Raw genomic sequence first — 20,558 nt, 5'->3', positions numbered from 1 at the left:
TCCTCAGCTCTTTAAACTTTTCAGTTCTGCATCAAGGGCTGCAAACACTGGATGAGCACCTGTGCCACCTAAAATATTGCGTTTGTCCACTAAGTATTCAAGCTCTAATACAGCATATACATCATCTTCAATTACTGAACTGAAGGTTTGCAATTCAGCTATGCTTAAATTTTCAATGGGTTTGTTTTGCTCAATGGCTGCTAGAACAATTTGACCAGAAATATCGTGTGCCGTCCTAAATGGAATACCTTTAGCAACAAGGTAATCTGCCATTTCGGTAGCATTGGCATAACCTTGTTTGGCCGCCTGAGCAGTCCGTTGAGCATCTAACTCAATAGTGTCTACCACTTCTGCAGCGATACACAAACAGATATGCCATTGATTAACTGCATCAAAGGCACCTTCTTTGTCTTCTTGCATGTCTTTGTTATAAGCCAAGGGAAGACCCTTCATGGTAACCAACAAACCTTGTAAGCTTCCAAATACTCTGCCGCATTTTCCGCGCATCAATTCTAATGCATCTGGATTTTTCTTTTGCGGCATTAATGACGAGCCTGAAGTGACTGCATCACCAAGGGTGATAAAGCCGGCTTCGCCAGAGTTAAAGAAAATAAGATCTTCAGCCATGCGCGATAAGTGCATCATTGAAGTACTGGCACAAAACAATAGTTCTAAAACATAGTCTCGATCGGATACGGCGTCTAAACTGTTGGCGCAAGGAGAGCCAAAGCTCAGCTGTTCAGCAATTTCCTGACGATCAATGGCGTAAACCGTGCCGGCTAGCGCGCCACTGCCTAATGGGCATTGATTCATTCTTACCAGCAAATCCTCTAAACGACTAATGTCGCGTTTGATCATCTCAACATAAGCCAAACACCAATGCGGATATCGTACTGGTTGAGCTCGTTGCAAATGGGTGTAACCAGGTAAGATGACGTCTCTGTTGCGATCAGCAGACAGTACCAGCGCACTTTTGATTGCCAGTAAATCGTCTTTCAAGCTTTCTAGGTGCTCTTTACACCACAACCGAAAGTCGGTAGCGACTTGATCGTTACGACTGCGACCGGTATGAAGCTTTCTTCCCAGATCACCAAGTTTTTCAATTAACGCCGACTCAATGAAACTGTGAATATCTTCTTCACTACTGGCATCAAAATCCAATTCATCTGCTTCGGCTTTGCTTAGCAATTCATTTAAAGCAGCTTCTATTTGTTGCTGTTCTTGAGTGGTCAATACACCTGCTTTAGCAATGGCACGTGACCACACAATTGAACCGCGAATATCTTGGCTAGCCAAAATCCGATCAAAGGGCAACGAGTCGTTGACCTGTTTGAACATATTACTGCTGCCCTCTTGAAAGCGGCCTCCCCATAAACCCATGACTAGTTTCCTTTATTCGCGTCGCGCGCTTTTTTATTTAAGGTTGCAATACGACTTGATAAGCTGAACAAACGAATAAATCCTTCAGCATGTTTTTGGTCATACACATCGTCTTGTCCGAAGGTGGCAAAATCTTCTGAATACAAGCTATTTGGTGAACGACGTTGAGTAACAGTAGCGCGACCTTTATATAGCTTAATGACGATGTCACCAGTAACTTGTTGCGCAAATACTTCGGCACCTGCTAACAATGAGTCGGAAAGAGCAGTAAACCAACGTCCGTCATACATCACGTGTGAAAACTCTAAACCTAAATATTCACGGTGTTTTAATGCTGCTTTATCTAAAACCATGCACTCTAGCGCTTTATACGCAGCCATAATGACTGTGCCGCCAGGAGTTTCATAACATCCACGAGACTTCATGCCGACTAAGCGGTTTTCAACGATATCGATTCGGCCAACACCATGTTTGGCTGCAATTTTGTTCAGTTCAACTAGCGCGTTATATGGCGAAAGAGCAACACCGTTAACTGTAGTAAGTTGTCCTTTATCAAAACTTAGGGAAACGCTTTCAGGCTTGTCTGGCGCATCTTCTGGATCGACGGTCATGGTCCAAATGCCTTTGGTTGGTTCACACCAAGGATCCTCTAATTCACCACCTTCATGAGAGATGTGCCAAGCGTTTGCATCACGGCTGTATATTTTAGTGGCAGAAGCACTGGTTTTAATATCACGTTTTGCTAGGTAATCTAATAAGTCTTCACGTGAAACCATATCCCACTCACGCCAAGGTGCAATAACTTGTAAGTCAGGTGCTAGTGCTGCAAAAGTACTTTCGAAACGTACTTGGTCGTTACCTTTACCAGTACAACCGTGGCATAGCGCGTCTGCGCCTACTTTACGGGCAATTTCAACTTGTGCTTTCGCAATTACTGGACGAGCCATTGAAGTACCTAGTAAATATTCACCTTCGTATACCGCGCCAGTTTTGATTGTTGGATAAATATAGTCAGCAACAAACTCTTCTTTCAAATCAACGATATAACATTCGCTGGCACCGGTTTTAATGGCTTTTTCACGAAGACCTTCTAATTCTTCATCGCCTTGGCCAACATCTGCCGCAAAGGCGACTACTTCACAATCATAATTTTCTTTCAACCATGGAATAATGGCAGAGGTATCTAAGCCGCCTGAATAGGCTAAAACAACTTTTTTAACGTCGGGTTTTGACATAACTATTTCCTAAATAAACTTGTGTTGATTTGTAGTTTGAACAAATCAGCTTCAACAGATTGATTTTTTAAAATGAACTTCGAGTCACTCAATTTTAAGCTAACAACGTTACTAGAATGGCATTTTGGCCATGCATTCTATTTTCAGCTTGTTGCATTAATAATGATTTATCGCTATCAATTAAAGTACCGCTAATTTCTAAATCACGATGAGCGGGTTGGCAATGCATAACGTATTGTGCACCGGTTAATGCCATCATAGCTTCGTCGACTTTGTATGGGTCAAAAATGCGTTTAATATCTGATAACGGTGTTTCATCTCCCATTGATAACCACGTATCAGCATAAAGTACATTGGCACCTTTAGCGTCTTCGACGTTATTACTTTGGATGATTTTTGCACCAGATTTTTCTGCAATTTTTTGGCTTAATTCAAATATCCCTTGATCAACTTCGTAACCTGCAGGGGTAACACTAACGATATTCACCCCAAGTATAGCGCCAACCAGCAATAGTGAATGGGTAACGTTATTGCCATCACCTACATAAGCTAAGGTTAAGTTTTCTAATGAACCATAGGTTTCTTGTAAGGTGAGAAAATCAGCTATTGCTTGGCACGGGTGATAGAGGTCGCATAACGCGTTGATTACCGGTACTTTAGAAGCTTGACTAAACTGCACTAAGGTATCATGACTAAACACTCTGGCAACAATCGCATCTGCCCAACAAGCTAAATTTGCTGCTGTGTCTTTGGCGTCTTCTCGGCCAGCTAGTTTACCAGCCTGGGAGTCAAGGTAAACCATGTGTCCACCGAGTTTATTGATACCAATATCAAAACTAACACGGGTACGCAAAGAGGGTTTCTCGAACAAAGCCGCAATTGATTTTCCAGCCAAAACTTGATTGTGTTCTTCAGGCGCAGCTTTAATTTTTGCCGCTAGCGCCAACAAATTATTTAAATCCTGCGAACTCCAATCTTTAAACGTTAATAGGTCCTGTTTCATTTGTTTTCCTTAGACGATGGGAAAATGGTTGTTCCTGCAGAAGCGTTTTCTTCAGTTGGAGTATCTTGGGTTAAAATATCAAGGTTTTTCCAACTTGCTATAGTCACAGACTGTCCTATTTGATTCGCCGCATCTAATGCCGCTTCTACTTTCACTGTCATACCATCGCGAATAACACCATCTGATATCAAAGTTTCAATATCGTCAGACGTGAGTTTATTAATAAGTGACTTATTCTGATCGAGCACACCTGCTACATCTGATAACAAAACTAGTTGTGCATTAAGCAGTTTGGCAATGGCTGTTGCTGCTTGATCGGCGTTGATATTAAGCAATTCACCCTGGTCATCTGCTCCAATGGAGCTCACTATGGGTAAAAAGCCAGCTGCCAACAGAGTCGTCAGTAAAGTTTGATCAATAGGCTCTGCAGAACCTACATTGCCTAATTCTTCACTGATTTGATGGCAATTGGTAATGTTACCATCCAATAAACTTAATCCCACAGGGATAAGTCCACTTTTTTTCGCTAATGCACACAAGTTTTTATTGGCTGTGCCGGCTAAAGCACCGACGACATAATCAATTTGTGATTTCGGCGTGACTCTCAGACCATTTAGTTTATGACTGCTAAGTGACAGATTTTTTAAAAGCTTCTCAACACTGCTGCCACCACCATGAACTAACACTATTGGCTGTTGTTCTTGAGCGGCATAAAGCGCGGCAAAAAAGTCTGCGGAAATACTTGGGTCATCTAAAAATGCACCACCAACTTTGATAACTTTTACTTTCATTTACTCACCTCAGCAATTAATCCAGTAGGAGATGCAAAACCGAAACTTAAGTTAGCACATTGAATTGCTTGAGATGCTGCACCTTTTAACAAGTTGTCGATGGCACTGCCAATGACTAAATATCCAGATTTTTCATCTAACTTCCAATGCAGATCACAGTGCGCAGTATTCACTACATCATCTAACTTAGGAAAATGATTTAGTAAACGGATAATAGGTTTATCACTGTAGGCTTTTTGGTAAGCATCCGATACTTGCTCTTTGCTGGTGCCAGCAACTGTTTTCACCGTAATTGTGGCCAATATTCCGCGCTTAAAATTACCTAAATGGGGAGTAAATATAACGTCGGTACCTAAGGCTTGGCTAATTTCTGGCTGGTGGCGATGGCCAAGAACACCATATGCTTGCAGGCTCACTTCGCAATAGCTATTTCCCAAAGCGGCTTTTCTTCCCGCACCACTAACACCAGATACCGCATTAATAATTGGACGATGCTGGCTGTCTAACAGATTTGAATTAAACAAAGGCTTGAGCGCTGATAGCGAAGCTGTAGGGTAGCAACCTGGCACTGCTACTAGCGATGCCTCAGCAATAGACGCTGCATTCCATTCAGCTAACCCGTAGACCGCTTTTTCAAGTAACGGTTTATGCTGGTGTGCAAATCCATAAAAGTCTGCAAACACGTCTGCATCTTTAATTCTGAACGCCCCTGATAAATCGAATATTTTTGCTTTTCCTGCCGTTAATATAGGCATCCAGTCGTGGCTGGCTTCGTGAGGTGTGGCTAAAAATATGGCATCTAAAGAATCTGCGAGCTCGCTTAACAGACCATCATTAATGGGTAAAACCTTAGTGTCGACTAAACCGCTTAAAGAGGGGTGGAGCTGACTTAAAGCTTTATTTGCATCTTGACTGTTTTGCGAAACAAACAATCCTGCTAGCTCAAATTTAGGATGCAAGGTTAATATTCTGGCGAGTTCTGCGCCTGTATATCCACTTGCTCCGATTACACATGCTTTCAACATAATGATGTCTACCGATAATTTTTGAAAATGTTAACTTAGAAAAATAAAAAAAGCGCCCCAATCCTTTAAAAACTTCTTCTATATCAAAGGAGAGGAGCGTGCTACGCAACCAAAATTAGATTCGTCGGACAGACGTACAAGCGTAGCAAGGCAGGGAGTTATTTGTGCTCATAGTTCTCATTTATTCTCTATTCATCAATTTTCAGGCAATATGCACTGTAATTGATCGTTAAGGTTTAAAAATCAGTTTAAAACTGGTTCTTTGTTGCATGGACGTAGCATGCCATCAATGTTATAAATATGCAATAAAAGTGAATAATTATATTTTAAGGTTCTTATGCCAAATTTAACTTTCTTAGAAGTTTATGAAAAAATCATTTCCATCCCTACAATAAGTGCCGTAGACGAAGATCTAGATATGAGTAATCGTCAGTTAATCGACTATTTAGGGAATCTTTTTTCAGACTTAGGTTTTAGCATTTCTATTCAAAAAGTGCCTGAAGCACGGAATAAATTCAATTTATTAGCCAAACTCGGCACGGGCAAGGGCGGTCTGCTGTTAGCTGGTCACTCAGATACAGTGCCATTTGATGAAGGTCGATGGAATAGCGACCCATTTATACTGCAGCAAAAAAATGATTCCTTTTATGGTTTAGGGACCTGCGACATGAAAGGATTTTTTGCTTTTATTTTGGAAGCTTTAAAAGATATTCCTTTAAAAAAGCTGCAAAAACCACTGTATATTTTAGCCACAGCCGATGAAGAAACCTCTATGGCCGGAGCTAGGTTTTTTGCTCAACAACAGTTAATTAAACCTGATATGGCTATCATTGGTGAACCCACAGAGCTGAAACCAATCGGTAAACATAAAGGACATATGGCGCAGAGCCTAAATATTACTGGAAAAGCTGGCCATTCCAGCGATCCAGATAAAGGCGTAAACGCCATTGAAATTATGCAAATGGCAATACAGCAGCTACTCACGTTACGTGACCAACTTGCCAAAAATTACCGCGACGAAAGTTTTAGTGTTCCCCAAGCAACGATGAATTTAGGGCATATTCATGGCGGCGATGGCGAAAATCGAATTTGTGGACATTGCAAACTTAACTTTGATATTCGCTGTGTACCTGGATTGCGTGATGAAGAAGCAATTGCATTGATTGATGAAGCGCTGTTACCTGTTAAACAAGCTTATCCAGACCGCGTAGACATGCAGCTTATGTATCCGACAGCTCCGGCGTTCTCATGTAAGAATGAGCACAATATTATCGCCTTAGCTGAAAAGTTGACGGATTTTAAAGTCACAAATGCTAATTATGCTACTGAGGCTCCTTTTATCAATCAGCTTGGCTGCGATACTTTGGTTTTGGGGCCGGGCAGTATCAATCAAGCCCATCAGCCGGATGAGTTTATATCGTTAGAATATGTGGACCCCACAGTTACTTTGTTAAAGAATATGATAAAACACGTGTGCTTTAGCGAATCAGCTAGATAAATACTAGGAAATAATATCCATGACTGAATTAGTAAAAAAGACCATTGCTTTAGTGGCTCACGATCACATGAAAGCGGAGTTAGTAGACTGGAGTCGCACCCATATTGAACAATTGAAAAAGTATAATTTGGTGGCGACAGGTACAACAGGCGGACTAATCGCCGACAGTTTAGATTTACCTGTTCATCGTTTTAAAAGTGGACCCTTAGGTGGCGACCAACAAATTGGCGCATTAATCGCTGAGCGAAAACTAGATTGTTTAATCTTTTTTTGGGATCCACTCAACCCCGCACCTCATGATCCTGACGTAAAAGCTTTACTTCGATTATGTTCGGTGTGGAATTTGCCTGTAGCTTGTAATCGTTGCACTGCGGATTTAATCATTACTTCGCCGCTGTTTGACAGCGACGAATACTTGAGGACTGTGCCTGATTATTGATAGTCAGTTTATAACTATCAATAATCTTTAACGTAACCAATGTGATAGTTAGAGTTCGTCGTCTTGATGACGTCTCTTCTTATCATGTTTGTCACCACCTTTGCGGTGTTCTCTTTTTTCATCCATTTTCGCCATTTTTGCCTGTTGTTCCTCATCAAGGATATTCCAGATTTGATGGCGCACTTTTGACATGTCTGTCGACATTTGCAAATGAGCTGCTTGAAGTTTCTCACTCACTGCCAACCATGCTGATTGATCAAAAGTTTCACTTCTAACCAGCTGTTGAGCTTGATCGCGATAACCTTTCACCGTTTCACGCTGAGATTCCATAGCCGCTTTTTGGCTTTCAAACAAAGCTTTAATTTTTGCACTTTGCTCGTCGGTTAAGTCGAGTCTCTTGAACATTTTCATCGGCGAAGAACGTTTTTCTCCTTTATGCCCCTTGCCTTTGCGTTCTTTGCCTTTTTCGCTCATGGCACTCAACTTTTGTTGTTGCTCTTCGGTAAGGGTATTCCAGACAGCGTTGCGTTTGGTCGCCGAGCTTAACGCAAGTTGAGATTTAATATCTTGCTCTTGTTGTAACAAACTCACTACCGAATCTTGATCCCAATCAGTAGATCTAATTAAGCTCTTAAGCTGATTTTTGATGTTGTTTAAATCTTGCTTGTAAATTTCACCATCTGCTTTAGATTGCTGCATGATAGTGCGTACATCAAGTTTTTGCTGATCTGTTAAATCTAGCTTTTTGAATACCGCACGCATTGGTGGTTCTGGACGTTCATGCGCTTGAATTGCAAATGCAGTGACGGCTGCGGTAGCAGCTATGGCAATGATTGCTTTAGAAAAAATCAATTTGCTTTTCATGTGTATCACCTTTTGATTAATGTTTAACGAAATAACGACATTTACCTTGTCGTTGATTTGATAAACATTATAGTTACGTCAATGCAAAGAAGTGTCTGGCCATTGTAAAGCTTGTGTAAATAATGTTCTTTTCGTCTGTCACTTAATCAGCTGGAAGCTTACAATTCACCACATAATGTACCAATGACATATAGAATAATTGAGGTTACATGCAAAATAAATCACTACTTGTTATCGATGATGATAAAGAACTGTGCAACTTGTTGATAGAGTATTTGTCGCCCCAAGGGTATGAAATAGATCAAGCCAATGATGGTGAGACAGGCTTACAAAAAGCCATCGGGCCGAAACATTACGATTTAATTTTGTTGGACGTGATGTTGCCGCAAATAGATGGATTTGAAGTGCTTAAGCGATTACGCACTAGTCATTTAACGCCAGTGTTGATGTTAACAGCTAAAGGCGATGATTTTGATAAAATTTTTGGGTTAGAGCTTGGCGCCGACGATTACTTGCCTAAACCATTTAATCATCGTGAGTTATCGGCTCGAATCAAAGCTATCGTCAGGCGCATGGATTATTTGCCTTCAACAAGCTCTCAGCAACGATTACAAATTGATGATGTTGTATTGAACCCCAATACACAGAGTGTTGAATGTGCTGGAAATATTTTAGAGTTTACCGCTACTGAGTTTTTAATTTTGCATTTGTTGATGATAAACGCAGGTCAAATTGTTAGTAAAAATGATATCAGCGAAAAAGTATTGGGCAGAAAATTGATGGCATTTGATCGCAGTATTGATATGCATGTGAGTAATATTAGGCGTAAATTAATGCAACACAGTGATCAAGAAAAAATTAAAACGGTTAGAGGTACTGGCTATTTGTTCGTGGTTGAACAATGAGGTTTTTAAAAAAGCTTAACCCTGCCAACAGTCTTTTTGGCAAAACGTTTTTATGGTTTTGGTTGGCAGCGATTCTGTTGGGTCTTGTTGGCGCTTGGTTAGCTAAGCAAACCAACTCTAACTACTCAATTAAACCGCTAAATAACGTAGACATTAATCGTATACAGCAAATAGCGTCTCGTATTGAGCTAACTGCAGAGCGATTTCCCAAAGCCGAATTAAATCGTTTATTAGGCCGCACGGGGCAAAGAAGCAAAGATGCATTGATGTTAATAGATGCTCAAAGCAAAGAATTTATTTATGGTTTTCCAAGAGAAATGATGCCGTTAAAAGAGCCGTTTTTGGAACTCATTAATGAGACGCAACCTTTTGTTATTCGAACTACGTCAGGGGTCTTTTTTGGGCCAGCTAAAGTCTCGGTAAGAGGACAGACATATTTTCTGTTCACTGGTAAACCGCGCCCTCCAAATCTTGCACGGCAGTTGATGCAGACAAATCCCATAGCGCTTGGCTTAAGCGTATTGCTAGTCAGCGGAAGTCTGTGCGCTTTGTTTGTCTGGTCGCTTGTTCGACCTATTCGACAATTGCAGAAAAGTGCTAGGAAAGTGGCCAATGGTGACTTAACCCAGAACGTAAAATTTGCATCAAAAAGAGGTGACGAGATAGGCGCCTTGGGGCGAGATTTTAATTCTATGACGAAACGCCTTGCCGACTTAATGGGAAGTCAAAAAAGGTTAGTCGCTGATATATCACATGAGTTAAGGTCGCCACTGGCAAGATTGCAACTTGCCATTGGTATTGCTCAAAATCAAAAAGAACAGCTGCCAGAGTCGATTGAAAAACAGCTATTGAGAATCGAAAAAGAAGCACAGCAAATCGATTCAATGATTGGTCAAGTGTTGCGTCTATCTAGATTAGAGGCAGATGTAGCAGTTGAAGATAAACAACTTGTTGGTTTGAAAAGTTGTTTTACAGAGCTTTTCAATGATGCCGAGTTTGAGGCGCAAAATAGTGGTAAGGAATTAATTTTAGGTGACATTCCAGAACTGACTTTAAGTTGTTATCCACACCTACTGAAAAGTGCTGTAGGAAATCTGATTAGTAATGGAATTAAATATTGTTCTACTAAAGTTGAAGTGTCAGTGGTTAATCTGACTACTACACTACAAGTGACGGTAAAAGATGACGGTACAGGTGTACCTTCTTCGGATTTGGAAGATATGTTTAAACCATTTTATCGGTTGTCTGCGTCACGAAATCGAGATACGGGTGGGGTAGGTTTAGGCTTAGCCATTGTTAAACAAGCGGTAAAATTACACGGCGGTGAAGTCGTAGCCATGAATTCGCCAGAAGGTGGATTAATTGTAAACATCACGATTCCGATTAAACAATAATGAGTGAAACCTTTGAGGCGAGATCGCGAGTGAATTGTGTTTGTAGATTGATTCTATGCAACATTGCAGTATTACGCATCTTGATGAGTGATTTAATTGTTAGCGTACAACATGATTGAACAGAGCCACATCCCAGAAGATGAAACTTTGGTAGAAAAGCGGAATCAGCAATTTATAGAACCGTTTTGGCAAAGAAACGTGATTAACGGTTATTTTCTGGGGAAGCAAAAGGTACGAATTGCCTATGCTTATGTGATCAATCCGAATCCTATTGGAAGCATAGCCATTTCCTCTGGTCGTATTGAAACCTTATTAAAATATAAAGAGCTGGTATTCAATTTGTACCACGCAGGTTTTAGTGTGTTTATTCACGACCATCGAGGACAAGGGTTGTCAGGACGAATGTTAGATGATCCAGAAAAAGGGTATGTGGCTGATTTTGCAGACTACGTTGCTGATTTTAAATTGTTTTTTGACCAAGTTATTAGCCCTAATAGCGTTCATAAACCGATTTTACTTAGCCATTCCATGGGAGCTGCAATTTCTAGTTTGTATTTACTCACACACCCTGGAGACTTCGCTAAATGTATTATGTCGGCTCCGATGTTCGGTATCAGGCCTGCATTACCAAAATGGTTAAGTTGTTTGCTAATTGAAAGTTATACCTTGCTAAACCATGTCTTTGGTAAAAGCCCATGGTATTTTATTGGTCAGTCCAAATATAATCCTAAAGCCTTTGCAATAAATGAATTAACCCATTGCCAACAAAGATACAAAATTTTTCGAGATACCTATGAGGCTAATCCGCAATGCAAGCTAGGTGGGGTCACAACAGCTTGGCTCAAACAGGCTGATAAAACGATGTCATTTATCCAAAAAAATGCTGCCGCAATTACTATTCCAGTGTTGTTATTGCAGGCTGGAGATGATCGGGTCGTGAATAACGCTAAACAAACTCAAGTCGCAGCAAAAATGCTAAATTGTGAGCTTATGCGAATTGAAAATGCGAGTCATGAAATATTCTTCGAAACTGAGGATATTCGTGATCAATCGTTACGGGCAATTTTGAGATTCTTAGCTTAAGCGAATTTGCCGCGGCATAGCTTAAAATAGTGAAGTTGCTGGTTCTTGCGGGCGTAATATTTGTTACACTTAAACAATTAGTTTTCTAGAACCTCGATTAAATATGCTTAGTATTGTTTTATATCAACCGGAAATCCCTCCCAACACCGGAAACATTATTCGTCTGTGCGCAAATACAGGTTACGACTTGCATCTGATCGAACCGCTAGGGTTTGACTGGGATGATAAAAAAGTGCGCAGGGCGGGATTGGATTATCATGAATTTGCTGAGGTTAAACGTCACGCAGATCTAACTGCTTACCTTCAATCCGAAAAACCGCAAAGAGTGTTTGCCTGCACCACTAAAGGTACTAAGAATTTCGCAGATGCTGATTTTAAATTGGGTGATGCGTTACTGTTTGGCCCTGAAACGCGAGGCTTACCTGACGAGGTCATTCAGAATTTACCGGCGGAACAACGCTTAAGAATTCCAATGTTGGCCAAGAGTCGCAGTATGAACTTATCGAATGCGGTTTCGGTTTTTGTTTATGAGTCTTGGCGACAATTGGGTTTTGAAGGGGCTGTTTAAGGAGAGGTTAGCTTAACTAACCTTCTACAGTTGGCTCTCTGCCTAGCAACGTAAGTGCGGCACTTTTCGCTGGTTTCCCTTGATAAAGCACTTGGTAAATCTGCTCAGTAATCGGCATTTCAACAGCTAACTTGTCGGCTAAAATTTTGACTTCTTCTGCATTTCGATAGCCTTCTACAACTTGACCAATACTGTCGATAGCATCTTCAACCGACTTTCCTGTTCCTAAGGCTAATCCAAAACGTCGATTTCGAGATTGATTGTCGGTACAGGTGAGTACAAGGTCGCCTAATCCTGCCATGCCCATGAAGGTTTCAGGTTTAGCTCCCATTTTTAATCCTAAACGGGTAAGCTCAGCAAGTCCTCGGGTGATTAATGCGGTTCTCGCATTTGCACCAAACCCTAAACCATCAGATAACCCGGCACCAATTGCGATCACATTCTTAACCGCACCACCTAATTGAACGCCAATGAAATCGGGATTTTTGTATACCCTGAAGCTTTTTGAACAGTGTAATTTTGCACTAAACTCTTCCGCTAAGAGTTCATCCGTTGACGACAACGAAATAGCGGTTGGTAACCCTGCCACCATTTCTTTGGCAAAGGTTGGTCCTGACAGAACAGCCAAAGGAATATCACTTCCCAAAACTTCCTCTGCAACTTCTTGGAGCAATCTACCAGTTTTTGGTTCCAGCCCTTTTGTCGCCCAAATCAAACGATGCTGATCTGTCAAAAATGGCTTAATTGCTGTTAAAGTTTGCGCAAAGGCATGGCTTGGTACAACGACTAGAATATCTTGGCTGTTGGCAATTGCCGAAGCAAGGTTTGGAATAATTTCCAAGGCGTCAGGAAATATCGCTTCAGGTAAGTATCGTTGGTTGCATCGGGAGGTTTGCATTTCTTTCATCTGCGCGGTATCTCGACCCCACAGATAGGTTTGCACTTCATTTCGTGCAAGACAAAACGCAAGAGCAGTGCCATAAGACCCTGCTCCTAGTACTGTAACGCTTTGCTTATTTAGCATTGTCATTACAATGATTAAGCATCAAGTTTTTGCGCTTGACCTTGCTGTTCTTGGGCACGCTTTTGCATGTAAGCAGCAAAGATTGCATCAAAATTAACCGGTGCAAGGTTTAATGGAGGGAAAGTACCTCGATTAACCAAATTAGAGATAGTTTCTCTTGCATAAGGGAACAAGGTATTTGGGCAGAATGAACCTAAAGTATGCGCTTTATTTGCTTCAGGCATTTCACCAATCATAAAGATACCCGCTTGCTGAACTTCACAAAGGAATGCCGTTTCTTCGCCTAAATTTGCGGTTACTGTAACCGATAAAACGACTTCATAAAGATTCGTTTCTAATTCAACTGTTTTAGTATCTAAATCCAGTTTAATTTCAGGTTTCCACTCTTTTTTGAAAATTGCAGGAGAGTTTGGTGTTTCAAACGAAATGTCTTTTGTGTAAACACGTTGAATTGCAAATTGTGCGTTTTGTTGTGGAGCTTGCTCACCGGCTTGGTTAGCTTGGATATCATCTGCCATGTTAATTTTTCCTTGGTTTACTGCGTTATACGCTAAGTAGGTTGTCTAGTTTATTTTGTGACTCTAGTGCATACATGTCGTCGCAACCACCGATATGCTTGTCATCAATAAAAATTTGTGGAACGGTATAACCGCCATTCGCTCGGGTAATCATGGTGTCACGAAGATCAGGGTTTTGATCAATTCGATATTCTTCGAATGCAACGCCTTTTTCTTCTAGTAATGCCTTTGCACGATGGCAATACGGGCAATAACCTTTGGTATATAGTTCAACTTTGCTCATTGTCAGCCTTAAATCTGTTTATTTCGCAACGGGCAAATTTGCACTCTGCCACGAATTCATTCCACCTTTTAGTACGGAAGCATGACTAAAACCAGCTTTCAATAAAGCTGTTGCTGTCTTTTTAGCTGTCATGCCCATGGCACACACTACAATAATGGGTTTGTCTTTGAATTTTTCAAGGGCGCTAAAGTCAGCGCCATTTAGTTGTTCTGTTTTAATTTGTTTTGCGCCAAGAATATGGCCTTTATTGAACTCTGCAGCCGGGCGAATATCCAACACCACAGCATCTTGTCGATTCATAAGAATCGTTGCTTCGTGGGTGCTAAGTTCTTTGACTTGAGAAAAAATCCCAGCCACATAGCTATAGATAATTAACACTACTAGTGCTACCCAACCAGCAGACAAAAAAGGATGGTTTCCAACAAACTCAATAATTTGATCCATTACTACTTCGGCCCCTTGGCGTAGAAAAAAGAGTGCAAAGTATATAGAAAATCTATACAGAAACCAGTCCTTGCATAGTGGAATCTGCAATTCAGCTATAACTTAACTGATAAATACTCTTTAAGTGATGTAGTTCACAGGATAAACTGTTGGGGATCTATCAATATGAATGTTCTCAAAACCGATTCAAAAGTCGATAGATGACTTCACTCTTATTAACAACTTTATCAAAAATTACACAGGAGCAACCTATGCCCAACGCCAAAAAGACGCTAGCACTGCTTATATTGGATGGATGGGGACATCGTGAAGATACCGATAAAAACGCCATTGCTAACGCCAATACGCCAGTTTTAGATAAGTTGGTGCAGGAATATCCCAATACGTTTATTTCCGGGTCTGGTCTTGATGTTGGATTGCCACCTGGTCAGATGGGAAACTCTGAGGTAGGGCATGTTAACTTAGGAGCCGGGCGTGTGGTGTATCAGGAATTCACACGTATTAGTAAAGCGATTGAAGATAACGAATTTGAAAGCAATAAGGTTTTGGCTGCATCTGTAGAAAATGCAGTAAATAAAGACAAAGCTGTGCACATTATGGGGCTTTTATCTCCAGGTGGCGTGCACAGTCACGAAGACCATTTATTTGCAATGGTCAAAATGGCTGTCCATAAAGGTGCTAAAAAAGTCTTTTTACATTGCTTCCTTGATGGTCGAGACACAGCACCAAAAAGTGCAAAGGAATCTTTGCAAAAAGCTGACGAGTTATTTAAAACTCTGGGTGTAGGTAAAACTGCAACTTTAATCGGTCGTTATTATGCGATGGATAGAGATGAGCGATGGGAACGGGTTCAAGCGGCTTATGATTTAATTTCTCAAGGCAAAAGTGAATACCAATATGCGTCCGCAATAGAAGCACTTGAGGCTTCTTACGAGCGTGATGAAAAAGATGAGTTTGTTAAACCTACCATTATTGGTGATGCCGTTAAGGTTGAAGACGGCGATTCACTTATCTTTATGAATTTCAGAGCGGACCGTGCAAGAGAGATAACTCGTGCTTTTGTTGAGCCAGAATTTAGCGGTTTTGAACGGGAATATTGCCCTAAAAATCTAAACTTTGTGATGTTGACTCAGTATGCGGATTCTATCGATGCCCCTTCAGCTTACCCTCCCGAACCATTGGTTAATGTGATGGGCGATTGGTTGGCGCAGCATCATAAAACGCAATTACGTATCTCCGAAACAGAAAAATATGCTCACGTTACTTTCTTTTTCAGTGGCGGTCGTGAATCTGAGTATGAAGGTGAAGAGCGTATTTTGATTCCGTCTCCAAAGGTAGCAACATACGATTTGCAGCCGGAAATGAACTCTAAGTTGCTAACCGATAAGTTGGTTGAGGCAATCGAATCGGGCAAGTACGATGCAATCATTTGTAATTATCCAAATGGCGACATGGTAGGCCACACAGGCGTATATGAAGCGGCTATAAAAGCTGTTGAAGCTGTCGATAGCTGCATTGGACGGGTAACGGAAGCATTGAAGAAAGTTGGCGGCGAGTGTCTGATTACAGCTGACCATGGAAACGCTGAACAAATGGTCAATGCTAAGACTGGACAAGCGCATACCGCTCACACCAGTGAGTTGGTGCCTTTTATTTATGTAGGTCGAGATGCAGATGTTCGCACGGGTGGAACCTTGAGTGACGTAGCACCCACTATGTTGCACCTCATGGGCATGGAGCAACCAAAAGAAATGACTGGCAAACCCATTATGACCCTTAAAAATTGATGTTACATGTAAATTTGTACACAGTTTAAGATGATACATATTCGTGTTTTACTCCGGCTACTGTGTTTTGCAGTGGTTGGAGTTTGTTTGTCTGTTAGTGCCCAACAAACTGAAGAATTAAAAGATATTCAGGCTCAGATTAAACAAAAACAGCAGCAAATTAAAAAGCAACTTGCCGAAGCAAAACAGTTACAGCAGCAATTAAAAGCTGCTGAACTGAATATCGCGCGAACAGTAGAGAAGATCGAAAATACCCGCAACGAGTTACGCAATAATCAGCGTCAACACACAGAGCTGGTTAATCAGCAAAAATCCTTACAATCACAAGTAAAACAACAGCAACAAGCCCTAGCAAGCCAGTTAAAAAGTATGTACATGGTGGGTGAAAATGATTTCGCTAAGATGTTGTTTAATCTTGAAGATGCATCAAAAATGGAGCGGACTTTTAGTTATTATCGCTACTTAACCGAGGCGAGAAAAAAACAAATTGATGCGTTTCGCAATTTAGTGACTGAACTTCGAGAGGTTTCAGAACAACTCTTAGCCAAACAGCATGAGTTGGAAATATTAGAAAAAGAACTAACTCAGCAACAAGTGCAACTTCAGCAGCAGCAAGATTTGCGACAAATTACGTTAACCAAAATTGAAAAACAAATTGATTCTGAAGCGGCAAAAATAGAACAACTACAAATCAATGAACAGGCGCTACTTAAAGCGATTGAAGAGGCTGAGCGTAACGCTAAGCAAGGGCCTTTGAACTTAACTGGATTAGCAGGCCTTAAAGGGAAATTACTATTACCGACGCAAGGTAAAATGCGTAATATGTTCGGTCGAATTCGACAGGGACAAATTCGTTGGAAAGGAGTGTTGTTTAACGGCAATACTGGGGCTCCCGTGCGAGCAGTGCATGCAGGTAGAGTTTTGTATGCTGATTGGCTTCGGGGATTTGGTTTGGTTACTGTATTGAGTCATGGTGATGGCTATATGAGCTTGTACGGGCATAATCAGGCGTTGTTGAAAAAGGTTGGAGACACTGTGCAAAGTGGCGAAACCATTGCGCTGGTTGGACAAAGTGGTGGACAAAGTAGCCCTAACTTATATTTCGAAATTCGTCACAAAGGGACGCCAATTAATCCAAGCCAATGGCTTAAAAAATAATAACTCACATGACATATACTAAGAATTAATCACTATCGTGCATTATATTAAAAAACAGTTACGCAAATTAGCCTGCATGGCTCTATTATATTTCCCAATGTTCCCCTTGTTGGCTGCGGAAATTGCGTTGATTATCGATGATATGGGAAACACTAAGCGTGACGAGGCGGCTTTCAACTTGCCTAAAGAGGTGGCATTTTCAATCTTGCCCCTTACCCATTTATCCGAAAAATTTTCCCGTAAAGCGGCATTCCAAAAACGCGACGTCATGCTGCATATTCCCATGGAGTCGCTGGCCGGAAAACGATTAGGTCCAGGAGCCTTAACCGCAGATATGTCTGCTGAATCTATCCGACAAACACTCATGCAGGCGCTGGCAACTGTGCCTGATGCTATCGGAGTGAACAATCATATGGGCAGTAAACTAACGCAACTTAGTTTACCGATGAATGTCACAATGGAATTCTTAGCTCAGCACCACCTATTTTTCGTGGATAGTAGAACAACGCGATATAGTAAAGCGCTAAAAATCGCGCAACAAAATGGTGTGTTAAGTGCACCACGCAACGTATTTTTAGATAATGATAGTCGAGTTGAAGAAATTGATGTTCAATTTCAACGATTACTTCAACTGGCCAAACAACACGGTCACGCAGTAGGGATTGCGCATCCTTACCCGCAAACTGTGGCCTATTTGCAAAAAGCTTTGCTGTCAGTCGACAAACTGAATGTACAATTAGTTACTATCAGCGAGCTATTGCATACTCAACACCTCGCAGTGGTCCAAGACGTAAATATAAAATCGCGTCGAGTATCATCTGAACTTGAATAAACTCAAAGCAGATAAAAGGAATAATTATGGCTGCTTCTAATCTACTCGCTTTAATTGATGATATTGCCACTATTCTTGATGATGTCGCTGTGCTTTCCAAAGTTGCAGCGAAAAAAACCGCCGGTGTCTTGGGGGATGATCTTGCTTTGAACGCCGAGCAAGTTTCTGGTGTAAAAGCTGATCGGGAATTACCAGTGGTGTGGGCTGTCGCTAAAGGCTCATTTTTAAATAAACTCATTTTAGTGCCCGCAGCTTTAGCAATTAGCGCATTTTTACCTGTGTTAATCACCGTTTTGATGGTTATTGGTGGCTTATATTTAAGTTTTGAAGGTTTTGAAAAGGTATTCCATAAGTTCTTCCACTCCAAAGAAGAGTTACAGGCCGAGCATGCAGAAAAGATAAAAGCTTTGGCAGATCCTAACGTTGATCTCGTTGCTTTAGAAAAAGATAAAATTAAGGGCGCAATTCGCACTGATTTTATTCTTTCTGCTGAAATAATTGTAATAGTACTGGGCACTGTAAAAGACGAAGTTTTCATGACCCAGTTGGCGGTGGTATCTGGGCTGGCGTTACTTATAACCGTGGGGGTCTATGGTCTAGTCGCTGGTATTGTGAAATTGGATGACTTGGGACTCTATCTACTGCGTAAATCGATAACCGGCAAGTTTGATACACTGCAACGCACCTTAGGTAGAGGACTATTAATGTTTGCCCCTATGCTGATGAAAACCTTAGCTATTGTTGGGACTGCTGCCATGTTTCTAGTTGGAGGTGGCATACTGGTGCATAGTATTCCAACTGTCCATCATGTGGTTCATGAAATAGTCGCTTGGCTTGAAACCCTATTTGGCAGTGTTAGTCAAAGCGTTGCCCCAATTTTACTCGAAGGTTTAACCGGGGTAATGGCTGGTGCTGTAGTGATGCTTGTTGTGACCTTCGCCACTAAACTGAAAAAATCTTCCTAAAATGAAGTAATAGGTCGCTCAACAAAGCACAAAACCGATTGTTAACTTTATTATCATTTGCGTCGTTTGAGGCTATATTGATTATACAGTGATATAAAGTGAGGTTTTCCACTATGGAATTAGGACAATTTTCGGTTAGCTTGGCAGTGAAAGACATTGTTAAATCCAAAGCATTTTATGAAATGCTTGGGTTTAAAACCCATGAAGGCTGTGGCAGCGTTGAAGATAAATGGCTGATATTACAAAAAGACACTACTGTTATCGGATTATTTGAAGGTATGTTTGAAGATAATATTCTTACGTTTAATCCCTTGGATGTCAGATCAATAGAAGCTCATATTCGTAAAAATGGTTATCCAATCGATTCTGAAACTCAAGGAGAGTCAGGGCCTGCCCACTGTATTTTAAAAGACCCTGACGGCAATGTAATTATGTTTGATCAACACCAATGAGTTGTTCAGAATTAACCTGCTGGAAATGTGGCAACCGTCTAACCGATGTTATATTTCCTATGTCTCGCCGAGAAGAATGTGCCAACTGTGGTGCAGATCAGCATGTTTGTAAAATGTGTAAAGATTACGACGGACGAGGTGGCTGCAATGAACCAAGGGCTGAGCAAGTAAGTGATCCTGAAAAGGCCAACTTCTGTGACTATTTCTCACCCTCTGGTAAAACCTTTGCTCAAACTCAGGATCACAAAGCACAGCACGCCAAAGCACAATTGGCCGCCCTATTTGGTGAAGAGCCCGAAGTGAAGGATGTGGCAGAATCTGAAGATAAACAATTAACGCCCGCGCAAATAGCCGAACAAAAGTTACGGGACTTGCTAGGGGATTAATGAATTCAGCGGAATAAATTACGTCCTATATTTGACATTTTTGGCTCCGATTCCATGGCCTAAAGGCCATGCTACGGATTTCTGTTGTAGGCGGGGGCTTTAGCCCCGCGATGGGATTGAGATATTCCATGGCCTAAAGACCATGCTACGGATTTCTTTTGTAGGTGGGTGCTTCAGCTCCGCGATGGCTTTGTGATATTCCATGGCCTAAAGACCATGCTACGGGTTTCTGTTGTAGGTGGGTGCTTTAGCCCCGCGATGGCTTTGTGATATTCCATGGCCTAAAGACCATGCTACGGATTTCTGTTGTAGGCGGGGGCTTTAGCCCCGCGATGGGATTGAGATATTCCATGGCCTAAAGAGCATGCTACGGATTTCTGTTGTAGGTGGGTGCTTCAGCTCCGCGATGGCTTTGTGATATTCCATGGCCTAAAGACCATGCTACGGGTTTCTGTTGTAGGTGGGTGCTTTAGCCCCGCGATGGCTTTGTGATATTCCATGGCCTAAAGACCATGCTACGGATT

The 20,558-nt window shown here is 41.4% G+C and carries 22 protein-coding genes; 12 read left to right on the top strand and 10 right to left on the bottom strand.

Features of this window, described 5'->3' with window-relative positions; translation table 11 throughout:
• Positions 1-3: 3 nt before the first annotated feature.
• From argH to argC, 5 genes are all read right to left on the bottom strand, one after another.
• Complete coding sequence (argH, locus tag ABWV72_RS10295) at positions 4-1,380, bottom strand: argininosuccinate lyase (protein WP_216048811.1); 1,377 nt, start codon at positions 1,378-1,380, stop codon at positions 4-6.
• Positions 1,381-1,382: 2 nt separating this feature from the next.
• Positions 1,383-2,615: an argininosuccinate synthase gene (locus tag ABWV72_RS10290; RefSeq protein WP_216048810.1), complete on the bottom strand. Its 1,233-nt coding sequence runs from the start codon at positions 2,613-2,615 to the stop codon at positions 1,383-1,385.
• Positions 2,616-2,709: 94 nt separating this feature from the next.
• The gene (locus tag ABWV72_RS10285) at positions 2,710-3,618 is read right to left on the bottom strand and encodes an ornithine carbamoyltransferase (RefSeq protein WP_216048809.1); all 909 of its coding nucleotides are present in this window, start codon (positions 3,616-3,618) and stop codon (positions 2,710-2,712) included.
• The gene (gene argB, locus ABWV72_RS10280) at positions 3,615-4,409 is read right to left on the bottom strand and encodes an acetylglutamate kinase (protein WP_216048808.1); all 795 of its coding nucleotides are present in this window, start codon (positions 4,407-4,409) and stop codon (positions 3,615-3,617) included. The genes ABWV72_RS10285 and argB overlap by 4 nt, the downstream gene beginning before the upstream one ends.
• Positions 4,406-5,434, bottom strand: a complete 1,029-nt coding sequence (argC, locus tag ABWV72_RS10275) for an N-acetyl-gamma-glutamyl-phosphate reductase (protein WP_216048807.1) — start codon at positions 5,432-5,434, stop codon at positions 4,406-4,408. The genes argB and argC overlap by 4 nt, the downstream gene beginning before the upstream one ends.
• Before the next feature lie 337 nt (positions 5,435-5,771).
• On the opposite strand from argC, the gene argE reads away from it, so the two are divergent.
• Positions 5,772-6,932, top strand: coding sequence for an acetylornithine deacetylase (gene argE / locus ABWV72_RS10270; RefSeq protein WP_353370384.1), 1,161 nt, complete (start codon positions 5,772-5,774; stop codon positions 6,930-6,932).
• A gap of 19 nt (positions 6,933-6,951) precedes the next feature.
• Complete coding sequence (locus tag ABWV72_RS10265; RefSeq protein WP_216048805.1) at positions 6,952-7,371, top strand: methylglyoxal synthase; 420 nt, start codon at positions 6,952-6,954, stop codon at positions 7,369-7,371.
• 48 nt (positions 7,372-7,419) lie between these two features.
• Here the strand turns inward: ABWV72_RS10265 and ABWV72_RS10260 are convergent, their stop codons facing one another.
• The gene (locus ABWV72_RS10260; protein ID WP_353370382.1) at positions 7,420-8,235 is read right to left on the bottom strand and encodes a Spy/CpxP family protein refolding chaperone; all 816 of its coding nucleotides are present in this window, start codon (positions 8,233-8,235) and stop codon (positions 7,420-7,422) included.
• 209 nt (positions 8,236-8,444) lie between these two features.
• Here ABWV72_RS10260 and ABWV72_RS10255 point away from each other — a divergent pair, with 209 nt between their 5' ends.
• The 4 genes from ABWV72_RS10255 to trmL all read left to right on the top strand — a co-directional run bounded on the left by ABWV72_RS10255 (position 8,445) and on the right by trmL (position 12,185).
• Positions 8,445-9,140, top strand: coding sequence for a response regulator transcription factor (locus ABWV72_RS10255; RefSeq protein WP_216048803.1), 696 nt, complete (start codon positions 8,445-8,447; stop codon positions 9,138-9,140).
• Entirely contained in the window at positions 9,137-10,534 is a 1,398-nt protein-coding gene (locus ABWV72_RS10250) for an ATP-binding protein (RefSeq protein WP_303499263.1), read from the top strand. Before ABWV72_RS10255 ends, ABWV72_RS10250 begins: the two co-directional genes overlap by 4 nt.
• Before the next feature lie 111 nt (positions 10,535-10,645).
• Positions 10,646-11,617 carry an alpha/beta fold hydrolase gene (locus ABWV72_RS10245; protein ID WP_353370379.1) on the top strand — a complete coding sequence of 324 codons (972 nt, stop codon included), beginning with the start codon at positions 10,646-10,648 and terminating at the stop codon, positions 11,615-11,617.
• Positions 11,618-11,720: 103 nt separating this feature from the next.
• A complete protein-coding gene (gene trmL / locus ABWV72_RS10240) occupies positions 11,721-12,185 on the top strand; it encodes a tRNA (uridine(34)/cytosine(34)/5-carboxymethylaminomethyluridine(34)-2'-O)-methyltransferase TrmL (protein WP_216048800.1) in 465 nt (154 codons plus the stop codon).
• A 16-nt stretch (positions 12,186-12,201) separates the two neighbouring features.
• Here the strand turns inward: trmL and gpsA are convergent, their stop codons facing one another.
• Genes gpsA through ABWV72_RS10220 form a run of 4 tightly spaced genes read right to left on the bottom strand, consistent with a single transcriptional unit; the run spans position 12,202 to position 14,454 of the window.
• Positions 12,202-13,215 (bottom strand): NAD(P)H-dependent glycerol-3-phosphate dehydrogenase, encoded by a 1,014-nt coding sequence (gene gpsA / locus ABWV72_RS10235; protein ID WP_216048799.1) that lies wholly within the window; start codon positions 13,213-13,215, stop codon positions 12,202-12,204.
• 8 nt (positions 13,216-13,223) lie between these two features.
• Positions 13,224-13,727: a protein-export chaperone SecB gene (secB, locus tag ABWV72_RS10230; RefSeq protein ID WP_216048798.1), complete on the bottom strand. Its 504-nt coding sequence runs from the start codon at positions 13,725-13,727 to the stop codon at positions 13,224-13,226.
• A gap of 25 nt (positions 13,728-13,752) precedes the next feature.
• Positions 13,753-14,010, bottom strand: coding sequence for a glutaredoxin 3 (grxC, locus tag ABWV72_RS10225; protein WP_216048797.1), 258 nt, complete (start codon positions 14,008-14,010; stop codon positions 13,753-13,755).
• 18 nt (positions 14,011-14,028) lie between these two features.
• Positions 14,029-14,454: a rhodanese-like domain-containing protein gene (locus ABWV72_RS10220; RefSeq protein ID WP_216048796.1), complete on the bottom strand. Its 426-nt coding sequence runs from the start codon at positions 14,452-14,454 to the stop codon at positions 14,029-14,031.
• Positions 14,455-14,705: 251 nt separating this feature from the next.
• Between ABWV72_RS10220 and gpmI the strand changes: the two genes are divergently transcribed.
• The 6 genes from gpmI (at position 14,706) to ABWV72_RS10190 (ending at position 20,034) form a co-directional block, all read left to right on the top strand.
• A complete protein-coding gene (gene gpmI, locus ABWV72_RS10215; protein ID WP_216048795.1) occupies positions 14,706-16,241 on the top strand; it encodes a 2,3-bisphosphoglycerate-independent phosphoglycerate mutase in 1,536 nt (511 codons plus the stop codon).
• 87 nt (positions 16,242-16,328) lie between these two features.
• Complete coding sequence (locus ABWV72_RS10210; protein ID WP_252729243.1) at positions 16,329-17,399, top strand: murein hydrolase activator EnvC family protein; 1,071 nt, start codon at positions 16,329-16,331, stop codon at positions 17,397-17,399.
• 76 nt (positions 17,400-17,475) lie between these two features.
• On the top strand, positions 17,476-18,231 hold the full coding sequence (locus ABWV72_RS10205) for a divergent polysaccharide deacetylase family protein (RefSeq protein WP_342805147.1): 756 nt from the start codon (positions 17,476-17,478) through the stop codon (positions 18,229-18,231).
• Between the two features lie 26 nt (positions 18,232-18,257).
• Entirely contained in the window at positions 18,258-19,196 is a 939-nt protein-coding gene (locus ABWV72_RS10200; RefSeq protein WP_353370374.1) for a DUF808 domain-containing protein, read from the top strand.
• Positions 19,197-19,309: 113 nt separating this feature from the next.
• Positions 19,310-19,648 carry a VOC family protein gene (locus tag ABWV72_RS10195; RefSeq protein ID WP_303499288.1) on the top strand — a complete coding sequence of 113 codons (339 nt, stop codon included), beginning with the start codon at positions 19,310-19,312 and terminating at the stop codon, positions 19,646-19,648.
• Positions 19,645-20,034, top strand: coding sequence for a hypothetical protein (locus ABWV72_RS10190; protein ID WP_216048790.1), 390 nt, complete (start codon positions 19,645-19,647; stop codon positions 20,032-20,034). Before ABWV72_RS10195 ends, ABWV72_RS10190 begins: the two co-directional genes overlap by 4 nt.
• Positions 20,035-20,558: the final 524 nt, after the last annotated feature.

The organism is Aliiglaciecola sp. NS0011-25, assembly GCF_040370605.1.
GTDB classification, from domain to species: Bacteria; Pseudomonadota; Gammaproteobacteria; order Enterobacterales; family Alteromonadaceae; genus Aliiglaciecola; species Aliiglaciecola lipolytica_A.
The sequence above is the reverse complement of the archived record's forward strand: the minus strand, read 5'-3'. Positions and strand labels throughout refer to the sequence as shown.

Coding starts and splice junctions, on each gene's coding strand:
- argH (WP_216048811.1), bottom strand. CDS start 1,380: ATGGGTTTATGGGGAGGCCGCTTTCAAGAGGGCAGCAGTAATATGTTC.
- ABWV72_RS10290 (WP_216048810.1), bottom strand. CDS start 2,615: ATGTCAAAACCCGACGTTAAAAAAGTTGTTTTAGCCTATTCAGGCGGC.
- ABWV72_RS10285 (WP_216048809.1), bottom strand. CDS start 3,618: ATGAAACAGGACCTATTAACGTTTAAAGATTGGAGTTCGCAGGATTTA.
- argB (WP_216048808.1), bottom strand. CDS start 4,409: ATGAAAGTAAAAGTTATCAAAGTTGGTGGTGCATTTTTAGATGACCCA.
- argC (WP_216048807.1), bottom strand. CDS start 5,434: ATGTTGAAAGCATGTGTAATCGGAGCAAGTGGATATACAGGCGCAGAA.
- argE (WP_353370384.1), top strand. CDS start 5,772: ATGCCAAATTTAACTTTCTTAGAAGTTTATGAAAAAATCATTTCCATC.
- ABWV72_RS10265 (WP_216048805.1), top strand. CDS start 6,952: ATGACTGAATTAGTAAAAAAGACCATTGCTTTAGTGGCTCACGATCAC.
- ABWV72_RS10260 (WP_353370382.1), bottom strand. CDS start 8,235: ATGAAAAGCAAATTGATTTTTTCTAAAGCAATCATTGCCATAGCTGCT.
- ABWV72_RS10255 (WP_216048803.1), top strand. CDS start 8,445: ATGCAAAATAAATCACTACTTGTTATCGATGATGATAAAGAACTGTGC.
- ABWV72_RS10250 (WP_303499263.1), top strand. CDS start 9,137: ATGAGGTTTTTAAAAAAGCTTAACCCTGCCAACAGTCTTTTTGGCAAA.
- ABWV72_RS10245 (WP_353370379.1), top strand. CDS start 10,646: ATGATTGAACAGAGCCACATCCCAGAAGATGAAACTTTGGTAGAAAAG.
- trmL (WP_216048800.1), top strand. CDS start 11,721: ATGCTTAGTATTGTTTTATATCAACCGGAAATCCCTCCCAACACCGGA.
- gpsA (WP_216048799.1), bottom strand. CDS start 13,215: ATGACAATGCTAAATAAGCAAAGCGTTACAGTACTAGGAGCAGGGTCT.
- secB (WP_216048798.1), bottom strand. CDS start 13,727: ATGGCAGATGATATCCAAGCTAACCAAGCCGGTGAGCAAGCTCCACAA.
- grxC (WP_216048797.1), bottom strand. CDS start 14,010: ATGAGCAAAGTTGAACTATATACCAAAGGTTATTGCCCGTATTGCCAT.
- ABWV72_RS10220 (WP_216048796.1), bottom strand. CDS start 14,454: ATGGATCAAATTATTGAGTTTGTTGGAAACCATCCTTTTTTGTCTGCT.
- gpmI (WP_216048795.1), top strand. CDS start 14,706: ATGCCCAACGCCAAAAAGACGCTAGCACTGCTTATATTGGATGGATGG.
- ABWV72_RS10205 (WP_342805147.1), top strand. CDS start 17,476: ATGGCTCTATTATATTTCCCAATGTTCCCCTTGTTGGCTGCGGAAATT.
- ABWV72_RS10200 (WP_353370374.1), top strand. CDS start 18,258: ATGGCTGCTTCTAATCTACTCGCTTTAATTGATGATATTGCCACTATT.
- ABWV72_RS10195 (WP_303499288.1), top strand. CDS start 19,310: ATGGAATTAGGACAATTTTCGGTTAGCTTGGCAGTGAAAGACATTGTT.
- ABWV72_RS10190 (WP_216048790.1), top strand. CDS start 19,645: ATGAGTTGTTCAGAATTAACCTGCTGGAAATGTGGCAACCGTCTAACC.